Here is a 17,473-nt window from a genome sequence, read left to right as displayed (position 1 = left end):
TATCATTCATTGATAAAAAATACATGATCTATCTTTCCTTCCAGTAAAATTTCTTCAGGAAGGATGGCTTTTATTGAAAAGGAACTTCCTTTAATGAGCAGCTGACCCTGCTTCAGCATTAACCGTAATTCGTCATCCGTAAATGTCAGCAGCCCCCGGTGGTTCTCGATATATATATGCAGCTGCCCGATCATGGTAATACGGGGCAGATCCATGATCACATCCTGCGGAAGGTCCATTGTTTTCATCATTAGCTGCCGAAGCTTTTGTCCCCATCGTAATGCCATAAAAAAAGAACCCCCTTTTAACTCAAATGTATGAGAAAAAAGGGGGTTCTAGCACTGAAATTTAACGATTATCTTCTTCTTTTGTAAGGGTTCCTGCCCCGCGGCCTGCCTAGTATTTCTGCCATGATCAGGCCCTGTACCAGATTGTTACGGGTGAAGCTGGAAAGAACGGGCCCACCAGAAGGAGTATCCTCTCTTTGATTTAGAAGGACACCGGCCTGGAACCTCTTCCTTTCTGCCGCTGTTTCTAATCTTTCGATATTTATAGAGGTTTCGAGCCTTTCATCATGAAAAATCGTGCTTCTTTCCAGATGATTTCCCGGAATGTCCACCTTTACTTTCTCAGCCCTTTCAGGACCGGATGGTTGATCGCTCCATGACTGTTCAATCTCTGTCTGAGGAGACTTAGGCGTTCCTCTGTAGGCATTTTTTGCCTTCTTATAAAGACTGGAGACAATCCCTATTAGAATGATGAAGAAAAATCCATTGCCAATGATAAACTCAATCAATTTTTCGATGCGAATTCCTCCTCTCCTGTCTGTTAGGATTTCTTGCCTTCTCCATCCTCAGGGTTTTTGGACATTCTGGAGATGGAGTCTCTCATATCCGTATCAGCGGTGATATTCTGCAGATTCACGTAATCCATGACACCTAAATTCCCTGACTTGAGCGCTTCTGCCATAGCCAGAGGGACTTCCGCTTCCGACTCGACCACTTTTGCCCTCATTTCCTGGACTCTGGCTTTCATTTCCTGCTCATAAGCTACAGCCATGGCACGGCGTTCCTCGGCTTTAGCCTGGGCGATCTGCTTATCCGCCTCCGCCTGTTCGGTCTGGAGATTCGCTCCGATATTACTGCCAATATCGACATCCGCTATATCGATGGAGAGGATTTCGAAAGCCGTACCGGAATCCAAACCTTTCGATAAAACAGTCTGTGAGATCATATCCGGGTTCTCAAGAACCTTTTTATGATTCTCAGAAGAACCTATCGTGGAGACAATCCCTTCCCCTACACGGGCAATAACTGTTTCTTCACCGGCCCCTCCCACCAAACGCTCGATATTCGCCCTTACCGTAATCCTGGCCTTTGCCTTCACTTCAATTCCATTCATCGCAACACCTGCAATGAATGGAGTTTCAATCACCTTCGGATTTACACTCATCTGCACAGCTTCCAGCACGTTTCTTCCTGCCAGATCTATAGCAGCACACCGTTCAAAGGAAAGCTCAATATTTGCCCTGTGGGCGGCAATTAAGGCATTGACCACCCGGTCTACGTTACCTCCTGCAAGATAGTGGCTTTCAAGCTGGTTGGTGGTTACCCCAAGGCCTGCCTTATGTGCCTTGATCAGCGGATTGATCACCCTGCTGGGAATGACACGGCGGAGCCTCATCCCGATCAAGGTAAAAATACTGACCCTTACTCCTGCAGCCAGGGCTGATATCCAGAGCATAACGGGTACAAATGTCAGCAGGATAGCTAGCAGGATCACGCCAACAATCACTGCAATAATTAACAAGATACTGCTGGTAGACAGCATATTGATTTCCCCCTTTTACGTTTATATTTCCCTCACAACAATGCGGGCGCCTTCTGCTTTTACCACCTTGATTCTGCTGTCCTTAGGGATAAAGCCGCCCTCAGTCACTACGTCCAGACGCTCATTTTCAATCAGGGCAATGCCTGCGGGACGAAGAGTGGTAAGCGCTGTCCCTTCGCTTCCAATAAGATCAACACGGTTATTATTGGAAACATATCCTTTATCAGACGCCGTAGAATCTTCCAATACAATTTTTTTAAAGAATCTCATTCTTTTACCATACACCTTTATTAAGATAATAGCTGTGCTGATCGAAATGACTAGAGCAATTAATAATCCGATGGATAAGTACAAAGCACTTTCCGATGCCATATAGAGACTGGCAATAATGCATCCAAGGCCCAGCATGCCTGCAACGGCCCCGGGCAGAAACAACTCTAGGATCAGCAGTACAGCTCCCGCCCCAAAGAGTACAATGGGTTCATAGCCAGTTAACCCTGCCGCCATATGCCCAAAGAAGAATAACACAAACACAATCAGTCCCAGCAGCCCGCCAAGCCCGATTCCCGGGGTAAACAGCTCGATGACAAGGCCGAGACATCCTATCGTAAGCAAAATGCAAATGACAACTGGATTAGTAAGAAAGCGCGAGGCTTTTTCTGCAAAGCTTTCCTTAACGGTTGCAGCCTTTGCCTTTTCTATACCCAGTTGTTCCAGCAGCTCCTTTTCATTTTCCATTGAACGGTTTACATGAACCTTGTATACTGTTTTATTTTCTGCTGCTTCGGGTGTTAATCCGAATAGTGTAAGCCATGAGAATAGACCAAGCAGGAACGCTAACATGTACTTGTTCATACTTCACCCCCAATACCCCCGCATTATATACCGATCAATAGTAAAAAAGTTTCAAAAAATCAGAAAATCAAAGGAATGAATGTATCCTTATGTATGGTATGCAGGGAATTTCGAAGAAATACAAAGTAAAAAACCGCATGCATGAATGCTTGCGGTTTAACGTTAGTTAGTTAGTTTGAGATAATTGTTGTAGTACTAGCTTGTTTACTAAAGAACCATCTGCTTTGCCTTTTACTTTAGGCATGATAGCTCCCATAACTTTTCCCATATCAGCTTTGGATGAAGCATTCACTTCTTTAACCGTTTCTTGGACGATCGCGGCTAAATCTTCTTCAGAAAGCTGCTCAGGCATATATACCTCAACGTAATTAATTTCGGTAAGCAGTTTGTCAGCCAGGTCTTGTCGGCCTGCCTTTTCAAATTCATGAAGGGAGTCTTTGCGTTGTTTTAGTTCGCGAGAAAGTACTGTCAATTCTTCCTCTTCTGTCAGGTCTTGCTTCATAAGCTTAATGGCTTCGTTTTGAAGAGCTGATTTAAGCATACGAATAACAGAGAGTCTGTCTTTTTCTTTATTCTTCATCGCTTGTTTCATATCATTATTTAAACGCTCGAGAAGACTCATATTTACACCCTCTCTTACCATTTACGTTTTCTAGCTGCTTCTGACTTTTTCTTGCGTTTTACGCTAGGCTTTTCATAGAATTCGCGCTTTCTAGCTTCTTGCAGTGTACCTGTCTTAGATACAGTACGTTTAAAGCGACGAAGAGCATCTTCAAGCGATTCGTTTTTACGAACGACGGTTTTAGACATCTCTTTCCCTCCCTCCGAACACAACACACTAACTCATAATGCATTTTATTACATCATGTACTTACACATTATAATATACTGGTTAATTCAGGTCAACTATTAATAGGGACGTTTCGCAAACTTTGTTGATTTTCGCTTCAGTGATATTTCAATCAGGCTTTGTTCACAAATTTTGTTACTTTTAAAGCAGCAGGTTGATTTCCGTTTCAGGATGCCCGCTTTCCGCGGGGCGGGCGGTGGAGCCTCCTCGGCTTCGCCTGTGGGGTCTCACCTGTCCCGCTAATCCCGCGCAGAAAGGCGGAAAGCGGTGCCTGCCAAATATTTGATATTTTAAAGCTCAATGTTGATTTAATAAATATGAAATACTTAACAAAATTGGCAGGCAGAGACCCGATAAAGAAGACTTGGTGATTGGCGAGCGATAACGAAGACAGAAGCTTAGTCGCACTTATGCTTTAGTGCAAGCATAAGCCTTGGAGTGGATCAGGAGTCTCGCACCTGGAACGTAGACCAACCTGTTTAATCAATGTGTTTCACCCATAGAAAATTGTTAAATACAACTTTTCCTCGAATACAGCTTTGAAATAGGCCCGTATGCATGGAAAAAAATCGATCTAATATTGATATGCTTCTTAAACAATTTTATTTTCAAGGCATGTCCTTCCCCTTTTGTCCATAGAATTTGGCAAGGGGGATCATGAATGAAAGAATTGCTGAGCTTTGGGATTTTTTTAGGTTTATTCTTAGCAGGAATGGCCATTTTGCGGATTGGTCTGTTCAATGCATCGGGGAAGAGATTGAAGGTTTTTTTAAAGAGGGTCACCAGGACCCCTGTCAGGGGATTTTTTGTCGGCATCTTTGTAACCGGCATTCTGCAAAGCAGCTCTGCCGTAATGGTAATGACGATCGGGCTTGTTTCAGCTGGAAGCCTCACATTCCCTCAAACCATCGGGATCATCCTTGGCACAAATATCGGATCCACCTTTACGACTGAATTTATGACGGTCCCTTTAGAGGAGTGGACCATACCTGGGGCCATACTCGGGTGCTGTTTATGGTTTATTCCGCACGTTATATCCAAAAGTATCGGCACGACTCTGATTGGCCTTTCCTTTGTCATAGCTGCGATTAATGGATTTAAAACCCTGGCTGGCCCCATTTCTTCTTATGAACTTGTCCAGCACCTGCTTTTATCGATGGAAAAACATTTGGTGATCGCACTCACCATAGGAATGATTATAACAGCAATTATCCACTCCAGCTCTGCTATGACAGGGATCGCCATGGGCTTCCTTGCAGCAGGAGAATTGTCCGTCCCTGCCGGAATCGCCATTATGCTTGGTTCCAATATCGGCACCTGCATCACTGCGTTCATGGCAAGTGTCGGATCCGGAAAAGAAGCAAAGTTCACTTCTTATGCACATATCTGGCTTAACATTATCGGTGTTTCCCTCTTTTTTCCCTTCATTCCTTTTTTACAGTCTTTCGCTTCTATTTTTACAGACCAGAAGGATCTGCAGCTGGCGCATGCAAGCGTCATCTTCAATGTGCTATCATCTTTAATGGCACTGCCTTTTACAAACACATTTACCCGTCTCATCATCCGCATGCATGGAAGAAGCGGAAATTAAAAAGGCTTTCTGATAACCTCCAGAAAGCCTTTTATGTAACCTAATAATCCGTGTCTGCCTGAAGACCCTTGAGGATTGCCACTCCAGCACTGGCTCCGATCCTGGTTGCCCCGGCTTCCACCATTCTCAGGGCATCATGAGTATCCCTGACCCCTCCTGAAGCCTTGACACCGATATCCGGCCCAACTGTTTTTCTCATCAATTCAATATCTTCAAACGTGGCTCCTCCTGTCGAAAAACCTGTGGATGTCTTCACATAATCCGCACCACACCTCACAGCCTCCCTGCATGCCCTTACCTTTTCCTCCTGAGTAAGAAGACTGGTTTCAATAATCACCTTAACCAGCGCTTTTCCCTTTGCCGCTTCCACCACTGCTTGTATATCCCTTGAGACCTGCTCATCATTATGATCTTTTAAAGCACCGATATTGATGACCATATCCACCTCTTCGGCACCATTTTCAATGGCATTGGCGGTTTCATACGCTTTCGTTTCTGGTGTATTTGCCCCAAGCGGAAAACCTATGACCGTACATACTTTTACCTCTGTGCCATTAAGGAGCTCTGAACACAGCTTGACCCAGGTTGGGTTCACGCAGACAGATGCAAAACCGTATTCTTTAGCTTCCTCACAAAGAGTCCGGATTTCTTTTTCCGAAGTCTGCGGTTTGAGCGCTGTGTGGTCAATTAATTTCGCAAGATTTTCAGACATATTTTTCTCCTCCCTCAATGGAAATAACTGTTTGATACGTTAATTATGCCCCAACCACCAAAAATGTAACAAGCTTAAGCTCATAAAAAAACCGGGGCAAGTCCGCCCCGGCTATTTTATGCTAATACCTGTTCAAGCTCTGCTGAGTCATCCACGACGCGGAGGAATTGTCCCTCGTTGTATGGATAACCCGCTTTTGTTATTTTCACTCTGACAATCTGTCCAACCAGGTCTTCACTTGCAGGAAGGACAACCTTCAGGTAATTATCTGTATATCCAACATATAATCCGCTCTGCTCATCTTCCTTAAACTTCTCTTCCGGAATGACTTCCAGCACTTCATTCTCAAACAGGGAGGCATATTCCTTTGCGAGCTGGTCGGATAGTGAAATAAGCCTGTGTACACGCTCATTTTTCACTTCTTCATCAATTTGATCGTCCATTCTTGCTGCAGGCGTCCCAGTACGTTTTGAATAAGGGAACACATGAAGCTCTGAGAATTTATGCTCCTTAATGAAGTTATAGGTTTCCATAAATTCTTCTTCTGTTTCTCCCGGGAATCCTACAATGACATCCGAAGTCAAAGCAAGGCCTGGCAGTGCTCCGCGGAGTTTATCCAGTCTCTCTGCAAAAGCCTCCATGGTATATTTCCTGCGCATGCGTTTTAGAACCGTATTCGATCCTGATTGAAGAGGTACGTGAAGGTGTCTGACCACTTTCTTGGAGCTGCGGAGAACCTCAATGACCTCATCTGAAATCTGGCTGGCTTCAATGGAAGATATTCTGATCCGCTTCAGACCTTCTACTTTTTCAAGGTCTTGTAAGAGCATGGCAAGATTATAATTTTTCAGATCCTCGCCATATCCGCCGGTATGGATGCCAGTCAATACGATTTCTTTGTAGCCTGCGTGAACGAGCTGCTCAGCCTGTCTGATGACTTCCTGAGGATCTCTTGACCTCATAAGGCCGCGCGCCCACGGAATGATACAGAATGTGCAGAAGTTATTGCAGCCTTCCTGTATTTTAAGAGAAGCACGTGTACGGTCAGTAAATGCCGGTACATCGAGTTCCTCATAAACTCTGGATTTCATGATGTTGCCTACACCATTAATAGGCTGGCGTTCATTTTTAAACTGTTCAATATAGCCAAGCATCTTTACACGGTCCTGTGTACCGACCACGATATCTACACCTGGTATGGCCATAATCTCTGCAGGAGATGTCTGCGCGTAGCAGCCCGTTACACAAATGACGGCATCCGGGTTTTTTCTGACAGCCCGGCGGATCACCTGGCGGCTTTTTTTGTCTCCTGTGTTTGTTACTGTACATGTATTTATAACATAGACATCGGCTGTATGTTCATACTCAACGCGGTCATAGCCTTCCTGCTTAAAGAGCTGCCAGATCGCTTCCGTTTCATAATGATTCACTTTACATCCGAGTGTATGAAAAGCAACAGTTGCCAAATTAATCACCTCAATAATTCTGTATGATAAGAAACAGCAGAAAGAGCATAAAGCGGCGCTGTTTCAGTCCTTAAAATTCGCGGTCCAAGCCCGCAGGCTATAAATCCATTCTCAACCAGCAGGTCTATTTCCTTTTCAGAAAAACCGCCTTCAGGTCCAAAAATAAATAAAATGCTTTCGCCGGCTTGGATGTCTCCTAAAACAGAGGACAGCACACTTTTCTCGCCCTGCTTCGCTTCCTCTTCATAAGCAATCAGCTTATGCGTGAAACGATCTGCTTTCTTAATTAATCCTTCCAGTCTGACGGGCGGCATAACCTCGGGAATCCGGCCGCGGTGAGACTGTTCCGCCGCTTCCTTGGCAATTCGCTGGAGCCTTTCCGTCTTTTTGGAGGCTTTCTTCTCATCCCATTTTACGACTGAACGCGCAGCAATAAAAGGAATAAACTCAAAAGCTCCCATTTCGGTGCCCTTTTGAATTATATAATCCAGTTTATCTCCCTTAGGCAGGCCGCTGGCTACCGAGACTCTGACGGGCATTTCCTTTTGTTCATCTATCCATTCTATAATGTTTCCTATAATCGCTTCATTAGTAATTTCTGTTATTTCCACCAATGCGGCCCTTCCATTTTCTTCAACACAGTAAATGGTTTCACCAGGCTTTGCCCTGAGAACATTAGCCAGATGATGAAAATCATCTCCAGAAATCCGAACGCATTCTTCTGATATATTTTTGTTTGAAATAAAATAGCGCTGCATCGCTCATTGCCTCACTTATTAGATAGTTGCTTCAATAAATGTAAAACGGGGAGAAGCTCCCCGCAGATTCATATTATTTTTTTGCAATAATCGCAACCCAGTCCTCCATGATGATGGTCTCTTCAATCTGAAAACCGGAAGAGAGCAGCTCTTGCTTTACGTCTTCTTTTTTTTGCTTTATGATACCCGAAGCAATGAAGTAACCGCCTGGTTTTACCACTGTTGCCACATCTTTGGCGAATCGGATGATCACATCCGCAAGAATGTTTGCAACCACAACATCTGCCTGTTCATCCACACCGTCAAGTAGATTATTTCTGCTTACAGATACTGTATCATGGACTTTATTCAGCTTCACATTCAGCCTTGCTGATTGGACCGCGACATCATCAAGATCCAGGGCATGTACTCTTTTGGCCCCAAGAAGCGCTGCAGCTATGCTTAATACTCCTGATCCAGTCCCTACATCAATAACCACCTGGTCCTTTTTTACCGTTCTTTCTAGGGCTTGAATACACATAACAGTCGTAGGGTGGGTTCCTGTACCAAAGGCCATTCCAGGGTCTAGCTCAATGATTAATTCATCGCTATGGACCGGAGTGTAATCCTCCCATGTCGGAACAATGGTAAATCTTTCGGATATTTTTACGGGATTATAATACTTTTTCCAGGCGGTCGCCCATTCTTCTTCGTTCACTTCACTGATTGTAATATGATTTCTTCCAAGGTCGATATCATATAGCAGAAGACTGTTGATCGCTTTTTTTATTTCATCAACCGTTTCGCCAAGAAAGCTATTAACCGGAAGATAGGCTTTCACCATGACTCCTTCTTCCGGATAATCGTCTTTGTTAAGCTGGTAGATTTCTCCGAATCTGTCTTCTCGCTCCTTATAAAGTTCAGAAGGATCTTCGATAACGACGCCGCTTGCACCTGCCTCATGCAAAATATTAGAAACAGGCTCCACTGCTTCGTTTGTTGTATGAATTGCGATTTCAGACCATTTCATTTCTACCAGCTCCTAAATATAATTAATCTCCTTTTATCGCACGCTTAACCTTTGCAAAAAAGCTTTCCTCATTTTCATCCGGTGCATTTTCGCCGCTGAGTTCAGCAAACTCCCTTAACAGCTGTTTCTGTCTATCAGTCAGCTTGGTTGGTGTTACCACCCTGATCCTGATATGCTGATCACCCTGGCCGTAGCCCCTTACATTAGCTACCCCTTTGCCTTTAAGGCGGAATCGGGTTCCATTCTGGGTTCCGGCCGGAACCTTCAGATTGACTTTACCGTGCAGGGTCGGCACCTGGATTTCATCCCCAAGCGCTGCCTGGACAACTGTGATCGGCATTTCACAATATATATCATCTCCATCTCTTTCAAAGAATTCATGAGATCTCACATGGAAAACGATATATAAATCACCGGCTGGTCCTCCGTTCACACCCGGTTCGCCCTGACCAGACACTCTAAGCTGCTGGCCATCATCAATACCAGCTGGGATGTTTACAGAAATCTTTTTACGCTTTGTAACCTTTCCTGTTCCGCCGCATGTTGTACATTTATCAGGAATCAGCTTTCCTGTACCATTACAATGGTTACAAACCCTTCTATTCACGATTTTGCCAAAAGGCGTATTCTGTTCAACGTTCAATTGGCCGGTACCGTGGCAGTGTGTACACGTAACAGGCTTCGTTCCAGGCTTCGCCCCGGTTCCAAAGCAGGTTTCACATTCTTCCTCACGAGGGATTTCAATTTCGGTCTCTTTCCCGAACACTGCTTCTTCGAATTTCAGTGACATCGTATATTGGAGATCAGCTCCCTGACGCGGGGCATTAGGGTCCCTGCGCCGGCCTCCGCTGCCGCCAAAGAAGGTACTGAAAATATCCTCAAATCCGCCAAAGCCGCCGAAGTCAGCACCGCCAAAGCCGCCGCCCATATTCGGGTCAGTATGGCCATACTGGTCATAGTGCGCCTTTTTCTGGTCATCGCTCAACACTTCATAAGCTTCTTTGATTTCCTTAAATTTATCAGCCGCATCCGCTTCCTTGTTAATATCGGGGTGATATTTTTTTGAAAGCTTCCTGTACGCTTTTTTTATTTCGTCCTTGGAGGCAGTTTTGCCTACACCGAGCACTTCATAATAGTCACGTTTACTCATTTTCTATCACTCCAGATTCTTTCACATAAAGATAATTTTATCATTTTTAGAGATGCCTGCGCAATACAGAAAAATCTAAAGGGTATAGTCCGCATGCAGGAACAACGCCAAGAGGGTTCCGGGCTTATGATCCTTACAAGCAGCTGCTGCTGGTTTTATCTCGGATGACGGCCGCGGCCATTCACAAAAAAAGCCAAAGCCAAGATAACCTGACTTTGACTTTTACAAAAATAAACCGGGATTATTCTTTGTCGTCGTTTACCTCGGTAAACTCTGCATCTACGACATCATCGTCTTTTTTAGAAGCAGTGCCTTCTGGCTGGCCTTCTGCCTGCTGCTGGGCTTTTGCAGCTTCCTCATACAGCTTTACAGAAAGAGCCTGAACGATTTCCTGAAGTGCATCCTTCTTTTCACGGATTTCACTCAATTCGTTTTTCTCGATGGCTGCTTTTAATGCATCCTTGGCTTCTTCAGCTTTAGCAACTTCTGCTTGATCCACTTTGCCTTCTAGATCCTTTAATGTCTTTTCAGTCTGGAATACAAGCTGGTCTGCTTCGTTGCGAAGTTCTACTTCTTCCTTGCGCTGCTTGTCAGCCTCAGCATTATCTTCAGCTTCACGCACCATGCGCTGGATTTCTTCGTCTGAAAGACCTGAAGAAGACTTAATAGTGATGGTCTGCTCTTTATTTGTGCCAAGATCCTTCGCACGGACATTTACAATTCCGTTCTTATCAATATCGAATGTTACTTCGATTTGAGGAATCCCACGCGGAGCAGGAGGAATATCACTCAATTGGAAACGTCCAAGAGTTTTATTGTCCGCTGCCATCGGGCGCTCCCCTTGGAGAACATGGATGTCAACAGCAGTCTGGCTGTCCGCAGCTGTAGAGAATACCTGAGATTTGCTTGTTGGTATTGTAGTGTTGCGGTCGATCAGCTTTGTGAATACACCGCCCATTGTTTCGATTCCAAGTGATAGCGGAGTTACGTCAAGAAGAACAACATCCTTAACATCACCAGTCAATACACCGCCCTGAATCGCAGCACCCATTGCTACAACCTCATCCGGATTCACACCTTTGCTCGGCTCTTTTCCGATAGCTTTGCGGATCGCTTCCTGAACAGCAGGAATACGAGTGGATCCCCCTACAAGGATGACTTTATCAATTTCAGCCGGAGTAAGGCCGGCATCTTTAAGTGCCTGGCGTGTAGGACCCATTGTGCGTTCTACAAGTCCTGCTGAAATCTCATCAAACTTCGCACGTGATAGAGTAACTTCAAGATGCAATGGACCAGCTTCTCCCGCAGTGATGAATGGAAGGGAGATTTGTGTAGATGTTACACCAGAAAGATCCTTTTTCGCTTTCTCCGCGGCATCCTTAAGGCGCTGAAGAGCCATTTTGTCTTTAGAAAGGTCGATGCCATTTTCTTTTTTGAACTGCTCTACCAGATAGTCAATGATCACCTGGTCAAAGTCGTCACCGCCAAGTTTGTTATCCCCTGCAGTAGCTTTAACCTCGAATACGCCATCTCCAAGTTCAAGGATGGAAACGTCAAAAGTACCGCCGCCAAGGTCAAATACAAGGATGGTTTGGTCTTCATCCATTTTATCCAGTCCGTACGCAAGTGCAGCTGCAGTCGGCTCGTTGATAATACGTTCCACTTCAAGACCTGCAATTTGTCCTGCATCTTTGGTAGCCTGTCTTTCAGCATCATTGAAATAAGCTGGGACAGTGATGACTGCTTTTGATACTTTTTCCCCTAGATAATCTTCAGCATATGATTTCAAGTATTGAAGAATGATAGCTGAAACTTCCTGAGGAGAATAATCTTTGCCTTCGATGGATTCTTTGTGTGAAGTACCCATATGGCGCTTAATGGAAATGATGGTATTCGGGTTCGTGATTGACTGGCGCTTAGCCACTTCCCCAACCTGGCGCTCGCCGTTTTTGAATGCGACAACAGAAGGTGTTGTGCGGTTTCCTTCTGGATTTGGAATTACTTTTGGTTCTCCGCCTTCTAAAACGGATACGCATGAGTTTGTAGTACCTAAATCTATTCCGATAATTTTGCTCATGTGATAACTTCCTCTCTATGAGTTTTATGTAGGATTATTGGTTTACCTTCACCATGGAAGGGCGGATTACCCGGTCCTTCAGCATATATCCTTTTTGGAATTCTTCAACCACTATATTGGATTCGACGCCTTCTTCTTCCACCTGCATGACTGCCTGGTGGATATGAGGATCGAATTCTTTTCCTACAGCTTCAATTTCCTGAATTCCTTCTTTTTTCAAGGCCTCTAAAATGCCGGAATGAATCATCTGCATCCCCTGCAGCAGCGTCTTAGTCTGCTCATTATCCGCTTCTATTTTCATAGCCCTTTCCAGGTTATCAAGGGCAGGAAGCAGGTCGGCAGCAAGGCTCTGGGCACGGTAATTTTGCGACGCTTCCATGTCTAGACGCGCACGTCTTTTGGCATTATCGAAATCCGCCTGCAGGCGCAGGTAGCGATTGTCCAGTTCTTCAATTTTGGCTTCTAGATCCTGAATCTTCAACTGAGCATCAGATTGCAGAGCGCTCTCTTCATCCATCTCCGGAGCAAGCTCTTCGCTTCGTTCTTCTTCAAAGGGAACTTCCGCCTGTTTCGAAGTTTCAGCTTCCGTGTTTTCAAATTCCTGTTCGGTTTTGTTTTCTTCTGTCATGGATTTCACCTCCCCTAAATGGCGGGCAAGCTGGAGACCTGCTCCATTTGCCCGGCGTTAACCAATATAACCACCCTTAAGCCTTCTGATACAGCCGGGTAAGCGCAGATGTCAGGTCATGGGATAAAAGATCCAGAAGGCTGATGACCCTTGAATATTGCATCCTTGTAGGACCAAGGATCGCAATGGTTCCCACCTGTTCCTTGCCAATGGAATAAGAGGCAGTAATAAGACTGCAGTTCTCCATCGCGCTTATTTTATTTTCGCGGCCGATCTTCACATGAATTCCAGCCGGATTTTTACTGAGCAGTTTATACATATCCTGTTCCTGATCAATCATGGACAACAGTGTTTTTATTTTATCCAGGTCATTAAATTCCGGCTGCTGGAGCATATTTGTCTTGCCGCCAAAAAATAATTTTTCATGGCCGGGGACGTCGAGCGTATGGGCAAGGTTTTGAACAAGCTTATCATAGCTTTTAATATGCCGGCTTAAAAGGACGGCCACTTCCCGGTATATTTTATCTGAAAGCTCCATCAGGGGGACACCCTGAAGGCGTTCATTCAAAATATTCACCATTTTTTCTATCTCATTCACGTCTAAGGACGGAGGGATGGAGAACATTTTATTTTCCACATGCCCCGTATCCGTGACAATGATAGCAATGGCTGTTTCCTTATTCAATGGGACGATCTGCAGTCTGCGGAGCTTGTTTTCCTGCACTCCGGGTCCCAGGACAATTGTGGTATAGCTGGTAAGTTCCGAAAGAATTTTAGCTGATTTTTGGACGATTTTTTCCAGTTCATAGATCTTTTCAGCAAAAATAGATTTCAGCAGCTCAACATCTTTTATTTTTAACTGGTGTGGTGATAATAAGTGATCCACATAATATCTGTACCCTTTTTCAGAAGGAATCCGGCCTGAGGAAGTGTGTGTTTTCTCCAGGAATCCGAGCTCTTCAAGATCTGCCATTTCATTTCTGATGGTAGCAGAACTGAAGGTGATATCTTCCTTTTTGGATAAGCTGCGTGAACCTACTGGCTGAGCGGACCTGATAAAGTCATCAATAATTGCTTGAAGAATGAATAATTGACGATCAGTTAACATTTCGATCACCCCTGTTAGCACTCTATCTTATTGAGTGCTAAGTCTAAATAATAAATTATCAAAACAACGAAATGATGTCAACGCAAAAGGATTTATATTACTTAAGAAAAGACTGGAAAACTTCATTCCCTAAGAATTTGCCCTTCCGGGTCAGTCTGAGGAAGCCTCCATCAAGCTGCAGCCGGCCAAATTCGATTTCACGGGCGATTTCTCCGCCGAAAACCTCCATAAGCCCTCTCCCGAATTTTTTCTCGAATCCTTCTGCAGACACGCCCCTTGTTTTACGAAGGCCCAGGAACATTTCTTCTTCCATCTGCTCCTTTACGGAAACAAGATTTTCTTCGATCACAGGAAGGGCATGATCCATGAGCGGGGTAAAATATTTTTTCAGCGGTCCATAATTCGCTCTTCTGCAGCCATCGAGATAGCTGTGCGCTCCTGCTCCAAACCCGTAATATTCTTCATTATTCCAGTATGTCAAGTTATGCCTGCTTTCATAGCCCGGTTTTGCAAAATTACTTATTTCATACTGTGCATAACCGGCGCGGGCCGTTTCCTCCATCAGCAATTCAAACATCGCCGCCTCTGATTCCTCGGGAGGAAGGGAGAGTCTTCCTTTCTGCATAAGATTATAAAAGACCGTCTTAGGCTCAATGATGAGTGAATACCCGGAAATATGCGGCAATCCCAGGGAAAGAGCCGTCTTCAGGGTTTCCCGGAAATCTTCAAGCGTCTGGCCGGGAAGAGCATAAATTAGATCTATGCTGATATTCTCAAAACCGGCTTCAGCTGCTTTTTCCAATGTGGAAAATACATCCTTTGCACGGTGGGAGCGGCCGATCCTCTGGAGCAGTTCGTCATTGAAGCTTTGCACACCAAAGCTCAGCCTGTTGACTCCGCCTTCCTTAAGGACCTTCAGTTTATCCTCGGAAAGGTCTCCAGGATTCGCCTCAAATGTATATTCTGCCGCTGCCGGATTAAACGGAAGCGTTTCTCGGATATCCCTGCACAGCACTTCCAGCTGCCCTGCATTCAGTGCAGTAGGAGTGCCTCCTCCGACAAAAACCGTTTTTAGTTCTTGCGTTTGATACTTTTCTAATGTGAGCTCCATCTCTTTTTTCAGCAAACCCAGATATTCATCAACCGGCTGATTTTTAAGGAACACCTTATTAAAATCACAGTAATGGCAGATATGTTCGCAAAAAGGGATGTGGATATAGGCTGAAGAAATCATTTTCATTACACATCCTTTTCTTTTCATTTATTTATTTTTCGTGCGGCCCTTTCAAACGAAGGGACTCTATAGTAAAAAAAGAGGCTAGCTGGATATAGATATCCACTAACCTCCGCTTCATCATTTTTTAGTATTGCCGCTGTCATCCATTTTAAGAACCGCCATGAAGGCTTCCTGGGGAACTTCTACAGATCCCACTGACTTCATGCGCTTCTTTCCTTCTTTTTGCTTTTCAAGAAGTTTTCTTTTACGGGAGATGTCTCCCCCATAGCATTTTGCGAGGACGTTTTTCCTCATCGCACTGATGGTGGAGCGGGCAATAATCTTCTGGCCGATGGCTGCCTGGATCGGCACCTCAAATTGCTGCCTTGGGATCAAGGTCTTCAGCTTATCAACAATGACCTTGCCGCGGTCATAGGCAAAATCACGGTGTACGATAAAGCTCAGCGCATCGACGGTTTCTGCATTAAGAAGAATATCCATTTTCACGAGCTTGGATTCCTTGTATCCGATCAGTTCATAGTCGAAGGAAGCATATCCTTTTGTACTTGATTTCAGCTGATCAAAGAAGTCATATACAATCTCGGATAATGGGATCTCATACACTATGCTCACGCGGGTCTGGTCCAGATACTCCATAGTCAGAAAATCGCCGCGTTTTGCCTGGCAAAGCTCCATAATGGCGCCGACATAATCCTTCGGTGCCATCATGCTTGCTTTTACGTATGGTTCTTCAACACGCTGGATTTTCTGCGGATCAGGCATTGCGGCAGGATTATCTACCTTAAGCTCTGTTCCATCCGTCATGACAACATGGTAGATAACGCTTGGAGCGGTCGTGATCAAGTCAATTTTAAATTCACGTTCAATACGCTCCTGGATGATTTCCATATGAAGGAGGCCAAGGAAGCCGCAGCGGAAGCCAAATCCAAGCGCCTGCGAAGTTTCCGCTTCAAATTGAAGGGCAGAGTCATTCAATTCAAGCTTTTCCAAAGCATCGCGCAGATCGTTAAATCTAGCAGAATCGATTGGATAAAGGCCGCAATATACCATCGGATTCAGTTTCCGGTAGCCTGGAAGCGGCTCAGCGGCACCATTTTTAGCAAATGTAATGGTATCCCCGACCCGGGTATCCCCTACATTTTTAATAGAGGCAGCCAGATAGCCTACATCACCGACCGTAAGCTCTTCACGAGGCGTCGCTTTCGGTGTGGAAACACCGATCTCCGTTACCTCAAACTCCTTGCCTGTAGCCATCATCCTGATTTTATCCCCTACCTTGACACTTCCTTCAACAATACGGATATAAGTGACAACTCCACGGTATGGATCATAAAGGGAATCAAAAATAAGGGCTTTAAGCGGCGCATCCGGATCGCCCTCTGGCGCCGGTACTTTTTCCACAATCTGTTCCAGGATATCTTCAATCCCGATACCGGCTTTGGCAGATGCAAGCACCGCATCGGAAGCATCAAGCCCGATCACTTCCTCAACCTCGCCCCTCACCCGTTCAGGGTCAGCACTTGGAAGGTCAATTTTATTGATGACCGGAAGGATTTCCAGGTCATTATCAAGAGCCAGGTACACATTCGCCAAAGTCTGCGCTTCAATTCCCTGGGCTGCATCCACTACCAGGATCGCTCCCTCACATGCCGCAAGACTCCGCGAAACCTCATAGGTAAAATCCACGTGTCCCGGTGTATCAATAAGGTGGAAGGTATACTCCTCTCCATCCCTAGCTTTATAATTAAGCTGGACTGCATTTAATTTAATCGTAATACCACGCTCACGCTCAAGATCCATAGAGTCCAGAAGCTGGTCCTTCATCTCGCGGGAAGTCAAAGCATTCGTCTTCTCCAGAATCCGGTCCGCCAAAGTAGACTTACCATGGTCTATATGAGCAATGATAGAAAAGTTCCGTATCCTCGATTGTCTCTTCAATTTCTCTTCTCTGTTCATCACGTTCACTCCTGTTAATCGACACAAATACACTATTCCTGATTATATCAGCCAACAATGGAAGATACAATAGGAAAGGCGCAGAACGGTGCTTTTCCCCAGCGTCTAATTTCCGGCAGAATGAATAACCGACTGATTGAAAAAACCATTCTCTTTGAAAAGCAGACACCTGAAAGGCATAAGATGAGCAGGCTATGGGAAGCGCTTTTCTTCCCATGGACTGATCGGCTTATGACCGAAGGTGTC

Annotated in this window: 18 protein-coding genes; 2 read left to right on the top strand and 16 right to left on the bottom strand. The window is 44.9% G+C overall.

Annotation, left to right across the window (positions count from 1 at the left end; all coding sequences use genetic code 11):
• Positions 1–2: 2 nt before the first annotated feature.
• The 6 genes from yqfC to rpsU all read right to left on the bottom strand — a co-directional run bounded on the left by yqfC (position 3) and on the right by rpsU (position 3,495).
• Entirely contained in the window at positions 3–287 is a 285-nt protein-coding gene (gene yqfC, locus H539_RS0106435) for a sporulation protein YqfC (protein ID WP_026692855.1), read from the bottom strand.
• 68 nt (positions 288–355) lie between these two features.
• The gene (locus tag H539_RS0106430) at positions 356–796 is read right to left on the bottom strand and encodes a hypothetical protein (RefSeq protein WP_026692854.1); all 441 of its coding nucleotides are present in this window, start codon (positions 794–796) and stop codon (positions 356–358) included.
• A 32-nt stretch (positions 797–828) separates the two neighbouring features.
• Complete coding sequence (floA, locus tag H539_RS0106425; RefSeq protein ID WP_026692853.1) at positions 829–1,830, bottom strand: flotillin-like protein FloA; 1,002 nt, start codon at positions 1,828–1,830, stop codon at positions 829–831.
• Between the two features lie 21 nt (positions 1,831–1,851).
• Positions 1,852–2,685 carry an NfeD family protein gene (locus H539_RS27930; RefSeq protein ID WP_051348468.1) on the bottom strand — a complete coding sequence of 278 codons (834 nt, stop codon included), beginning with the start codon at positions 2,683–2,685 and terminating at the stop codon, positions 1,852–1,854.
• A gap of 166 nt (positions 2,686–2,851) precedes the next feature.
• Positions 2,852–3,307, bottom strand: a complete 456-nt coding sequence (locus H539_RS0106415) for a GatB/YqeY domain-containing protein (RefSeq protein ID WP_026692852.1) — start codon at positions 3,305–3,307, stop codon at positions 2,852–2,854.
• A 14-nt stretch (positions 3,308–3,321) separates the two neighbouring features.
• Positions 3,322–3,495 (bottom strand): 30S ribosomal protein S21, encoded by a 174-nt coding sequence (gene rpsU / locus H539_RS0106410; RefSeq protein ID WP_026692851.1) that lies wholly within the window; start codon positions 3,493–3,495, stop codon positions 3,322–3,324.
• A gap of 701 nt (positions 3,496–4,196) precedes the next feature.
• Between rpsU and H539_RS0106405 the strand changes: the two genes are divergently transcribed.
• Positions 4,197–5,126 (top strand): Na/Pi symporter, encoded by a 930-nt coding sequence (locus tag H539_RS0106405; protein WP_026692850.1) that lies wholly within the window; start codon positions 4,197–4,199, stop codon positions 5,124–5,126.
• A 40-nt stretch (positions 5,127–5,166) separates the two neighbouring features.
• Here H539_RS0106405 and deoC read toward each other — a convergent pair whose 3' ends face one another.
• From deoC to lepA, 10 genes are all read right to left on the bottom strand, one after another.
• The gene (gene deoC / locus H539_RS0106400; protein WP_026692849.1) at positions 5,167–5,838 is read right to left on the bottom strand and encodes a deoxyribose-phosphate aldolase; all 672 of its coding nucleotides are present in this window, start codon (positions 5,836–5,838) and stop codon (positions 5,167–5,169) included.
• A 116-nt stretch (positions 5,839–5,954) separates the two neighbouring features.
• Complete coding sequence (gene mtaB / locus H539_RS0106395) at positions 5,955–7,304, bottom strand: tRNA (N(6)-L-threonylcarbamoyladenosine(37)-C(2))-methylthiotransferase MtaB (protein ID WP_026692848.1); 1,350 nt, start codon at positions 7,302–7,304, stop codon at positions 5,955–5,957.
• A 5-nt stretch (positions 7,305–7,309) separates the two neighbouring features.
• Positions 7,310–8,062, bottom strand: coding sequence for a 16S rRNA (uracil(1498)-N(3))-methyltransferase (locus H539_RS0106390; protein ID WP_026692847.1), 753 nt, complete (start codon positions 8,060–8,062; stop codon positions 7,310–7,312).
• Positions 8,063–8,135: 73 nt separating this feature from the next.
• Positions 8,136–9,071: a 50S ribosomal protein L11 methyltransferase gene (gene prmA / locus H539_RS0106385; RefSeq protein WP_026692846.1), complete on the bottom strand. Its 936-nt coding sequence runs from the start codon at positions 9,069–9,071 to the stop codon at positions 8,136–8,138.
• 22 nt (positions 9,072–9,093) lie between these two features.
• Positions 9,094–10,221, bottom strand: a complete 1,128-nt coding sequence (gene dnaJ / locus H539_RS0106380) for a molecular chaperone DnaJ (protein ID WP_026692845.1) — start codon at positions 10,219–10,221, stop codon at positions 9,094–9,096.
• A gap of 241 nt (positions 10,222–10,462) precedes the next feature.
• Positions 10,463–12,298, bottom strand: coding sequence for a molecular chaperone DnaK (dnaK, locus tag H539_RS0106375; RefSeq protein WP_026692844.1), 1,836 nt, complete (start codon positions 12,296–12,298; stop codon positions 10,463–10,465).
• 34 nt (positions 12,299–12,332) lie between these two features.
• Entirely contained in the window at positions 12,333–12,926 is a 594-nt protein-coding gene (gene grpE / locus H539_RS0106370) for a nucleotide exchange factor GrpE (protein ID WP_026692843.1), read from the bottom strand.
• 76 nt (positions 12,927–13,002) lie between these two features.
• The gene (gene hrcA / locus H539_RS0106365; protein ID WP_026692842.1) at positions 13,003–14,034 is read right to left on the bottom strand and encodes a heat-inducible transcriptional repressor HrcA; all 1,032 of its coding nucleotides are present in this window, start codon (positions 14,032–14,034) and stop codon (positions 13,003–13,005) included.
• 97 nt (positions 14,035–14,131) lie between these two features.
• The gene (gene hemW, locus H539_RS0106360) at positions 14,132–15,268 is read right to left on the bottom strand and encodes a radical SAM family heme chaperone HemW (protein WP_026692841.1); all 1,137 of its coding nucleotides are present in this window, start codon (positions 15,266–15,268) and stop codon (positions 14,132–14,134) included.
• Positions 15,269–15,388: 120 nt separating this feature from the next.
• Positions 15,389–17,227: a translation elongation factor 4 gene (lepA, locus tag H539_RS0106355; protein WP_026692840.1), complete on the bottom strand. Its 1,839-nt coding sequence runs from the start codon at positions 17,225–17,227 to the stop codon at positions 15,389–15,391.
• Positions 17,228–17,284: 57 nt separating this feature from the next.
• On the opposite strand from lepA, the gene H539_RS32590 reads away from it, so the two are divergent.
• Positions 17,285–17,473: hypothetical protein (locus H539_RS32590; protein ID WP_035322038.1), on the top strand; the 189-nt coding region annotated here is incomplete at its 3' end.

The organism is Peribacillus kribbensis DSM 17871 (assembly GCF_000430765.1).
GTDB classification, from domain to species: domain Bacteria; phylum Bacillota; class Bacilli; order Bacillales; family DSM-1321; genus Paraperibacillus; species Paraperibacillus kribbensis.
The sequence above is the reverse complement of the archived record's forward strand: the minus strand, read 5'-3'. Positions and strand labels throughout refer to the sequence as shown.

Bases quoted from the DNA above. Each gene is read 5' to 3' on its own strand.
- floA (WP_026692853.1), bottom strand. From the start codon at position 1,830: ATGCTGTCTACCAGCAGTATCTTGTTAATTATTGCAGTGATTGTTGGC.
- H539_RS0106390 (WP_026692847.1), bottom strand. From the start codon at position 8,062: ATGCAGCGCTATTTTATTTCAAACAAAAATATATCAGAAGAATGCGTT.
- H539_RS0106415 (WP_026692852.1), bottom strand. From the start codon at position 3,307: ATGAGTCTTCTCGAGCGTTTAAATAATGATATGAAACAAGCGATGAAG.
- dnaK (WP_026692844.1), bottom strand. From the start codon at position 12,298: ATGAGCAAAATTATCGGAATAGATTTAGGTACTACAAACTCATGCGTA.
- yqfC (WP_026692855.1), bottom strand. From the start codon at position 287: ATGGCATTACGATGGGGACAAAAGCTTCGGCAGCTAATGATGAAAACA.
- dnaJ (WP_026692845.1), bottom strand. From the start codon at position 10,221: ATGAGTAAACGTGACTATTATGAAGTGCTCGGTGTAGGCAAAACTGCC.
- H539_RS0106405 (WP_026692850.1), top strand. From the start codon at position 4,197: ATGAAAGAATTGCTGAGCTTTGGGATTTTTTTAGGTTTATTCTTAGCA.
- hrcA (WP_026692842.1), bottom strand. From the start codon at position 14,034: ATGTTAACTGATCGTCAATTATTCATTCTTCAAGCAATTATTGATGAC.
- hemW (WP_026692841.1), bottom strand. From the start codon at position 15,268: ATGATTTCTTCAGCCTATATCCACATCCCTTTTTGCGAACATATCTGC.
- H539_RS27930 (WP_051348468.1), bottom strand. From the start codon at position 2,685: ATGAACAAGTACATGTTAGCGTTCCTGCTTGGTCTATTCTCATGGCTT.
- prmA (WP_026692846.1), bottom strand. From the start codon at position 9,071: ATGAAATGGTCTGAAATCGCAATTCATACAACAAACGAAGCAGTGGAG.
- lepA (WP_026692840.1), bottom strand. From the start codon at position 17,227: ATGAACAGAGAAGAGAAATTGAAGAGACAATCGAGGATACGGAACTTT.
- deoC (WP_026692849.1), bottom strand. From the start codon at position 5,838: ATGTCTGAAAATCTTGCGAAATTAATTGACCACACAGCGCTCAAACCG.
- rpsU (WP_026692851.1), bottom strand. From the start codon at position 3,495: ATGTCTAAAACCGTCGTTCGTAAAAACGAATCGCTTGAAGATGCTCTT.
- grpE (WP_026692843.1), bottom strand. From the start codon at position 12,926: ATGACAGAAGAAAACAAAACCGAACAGGAATTTGAAAACACGGAAGCT.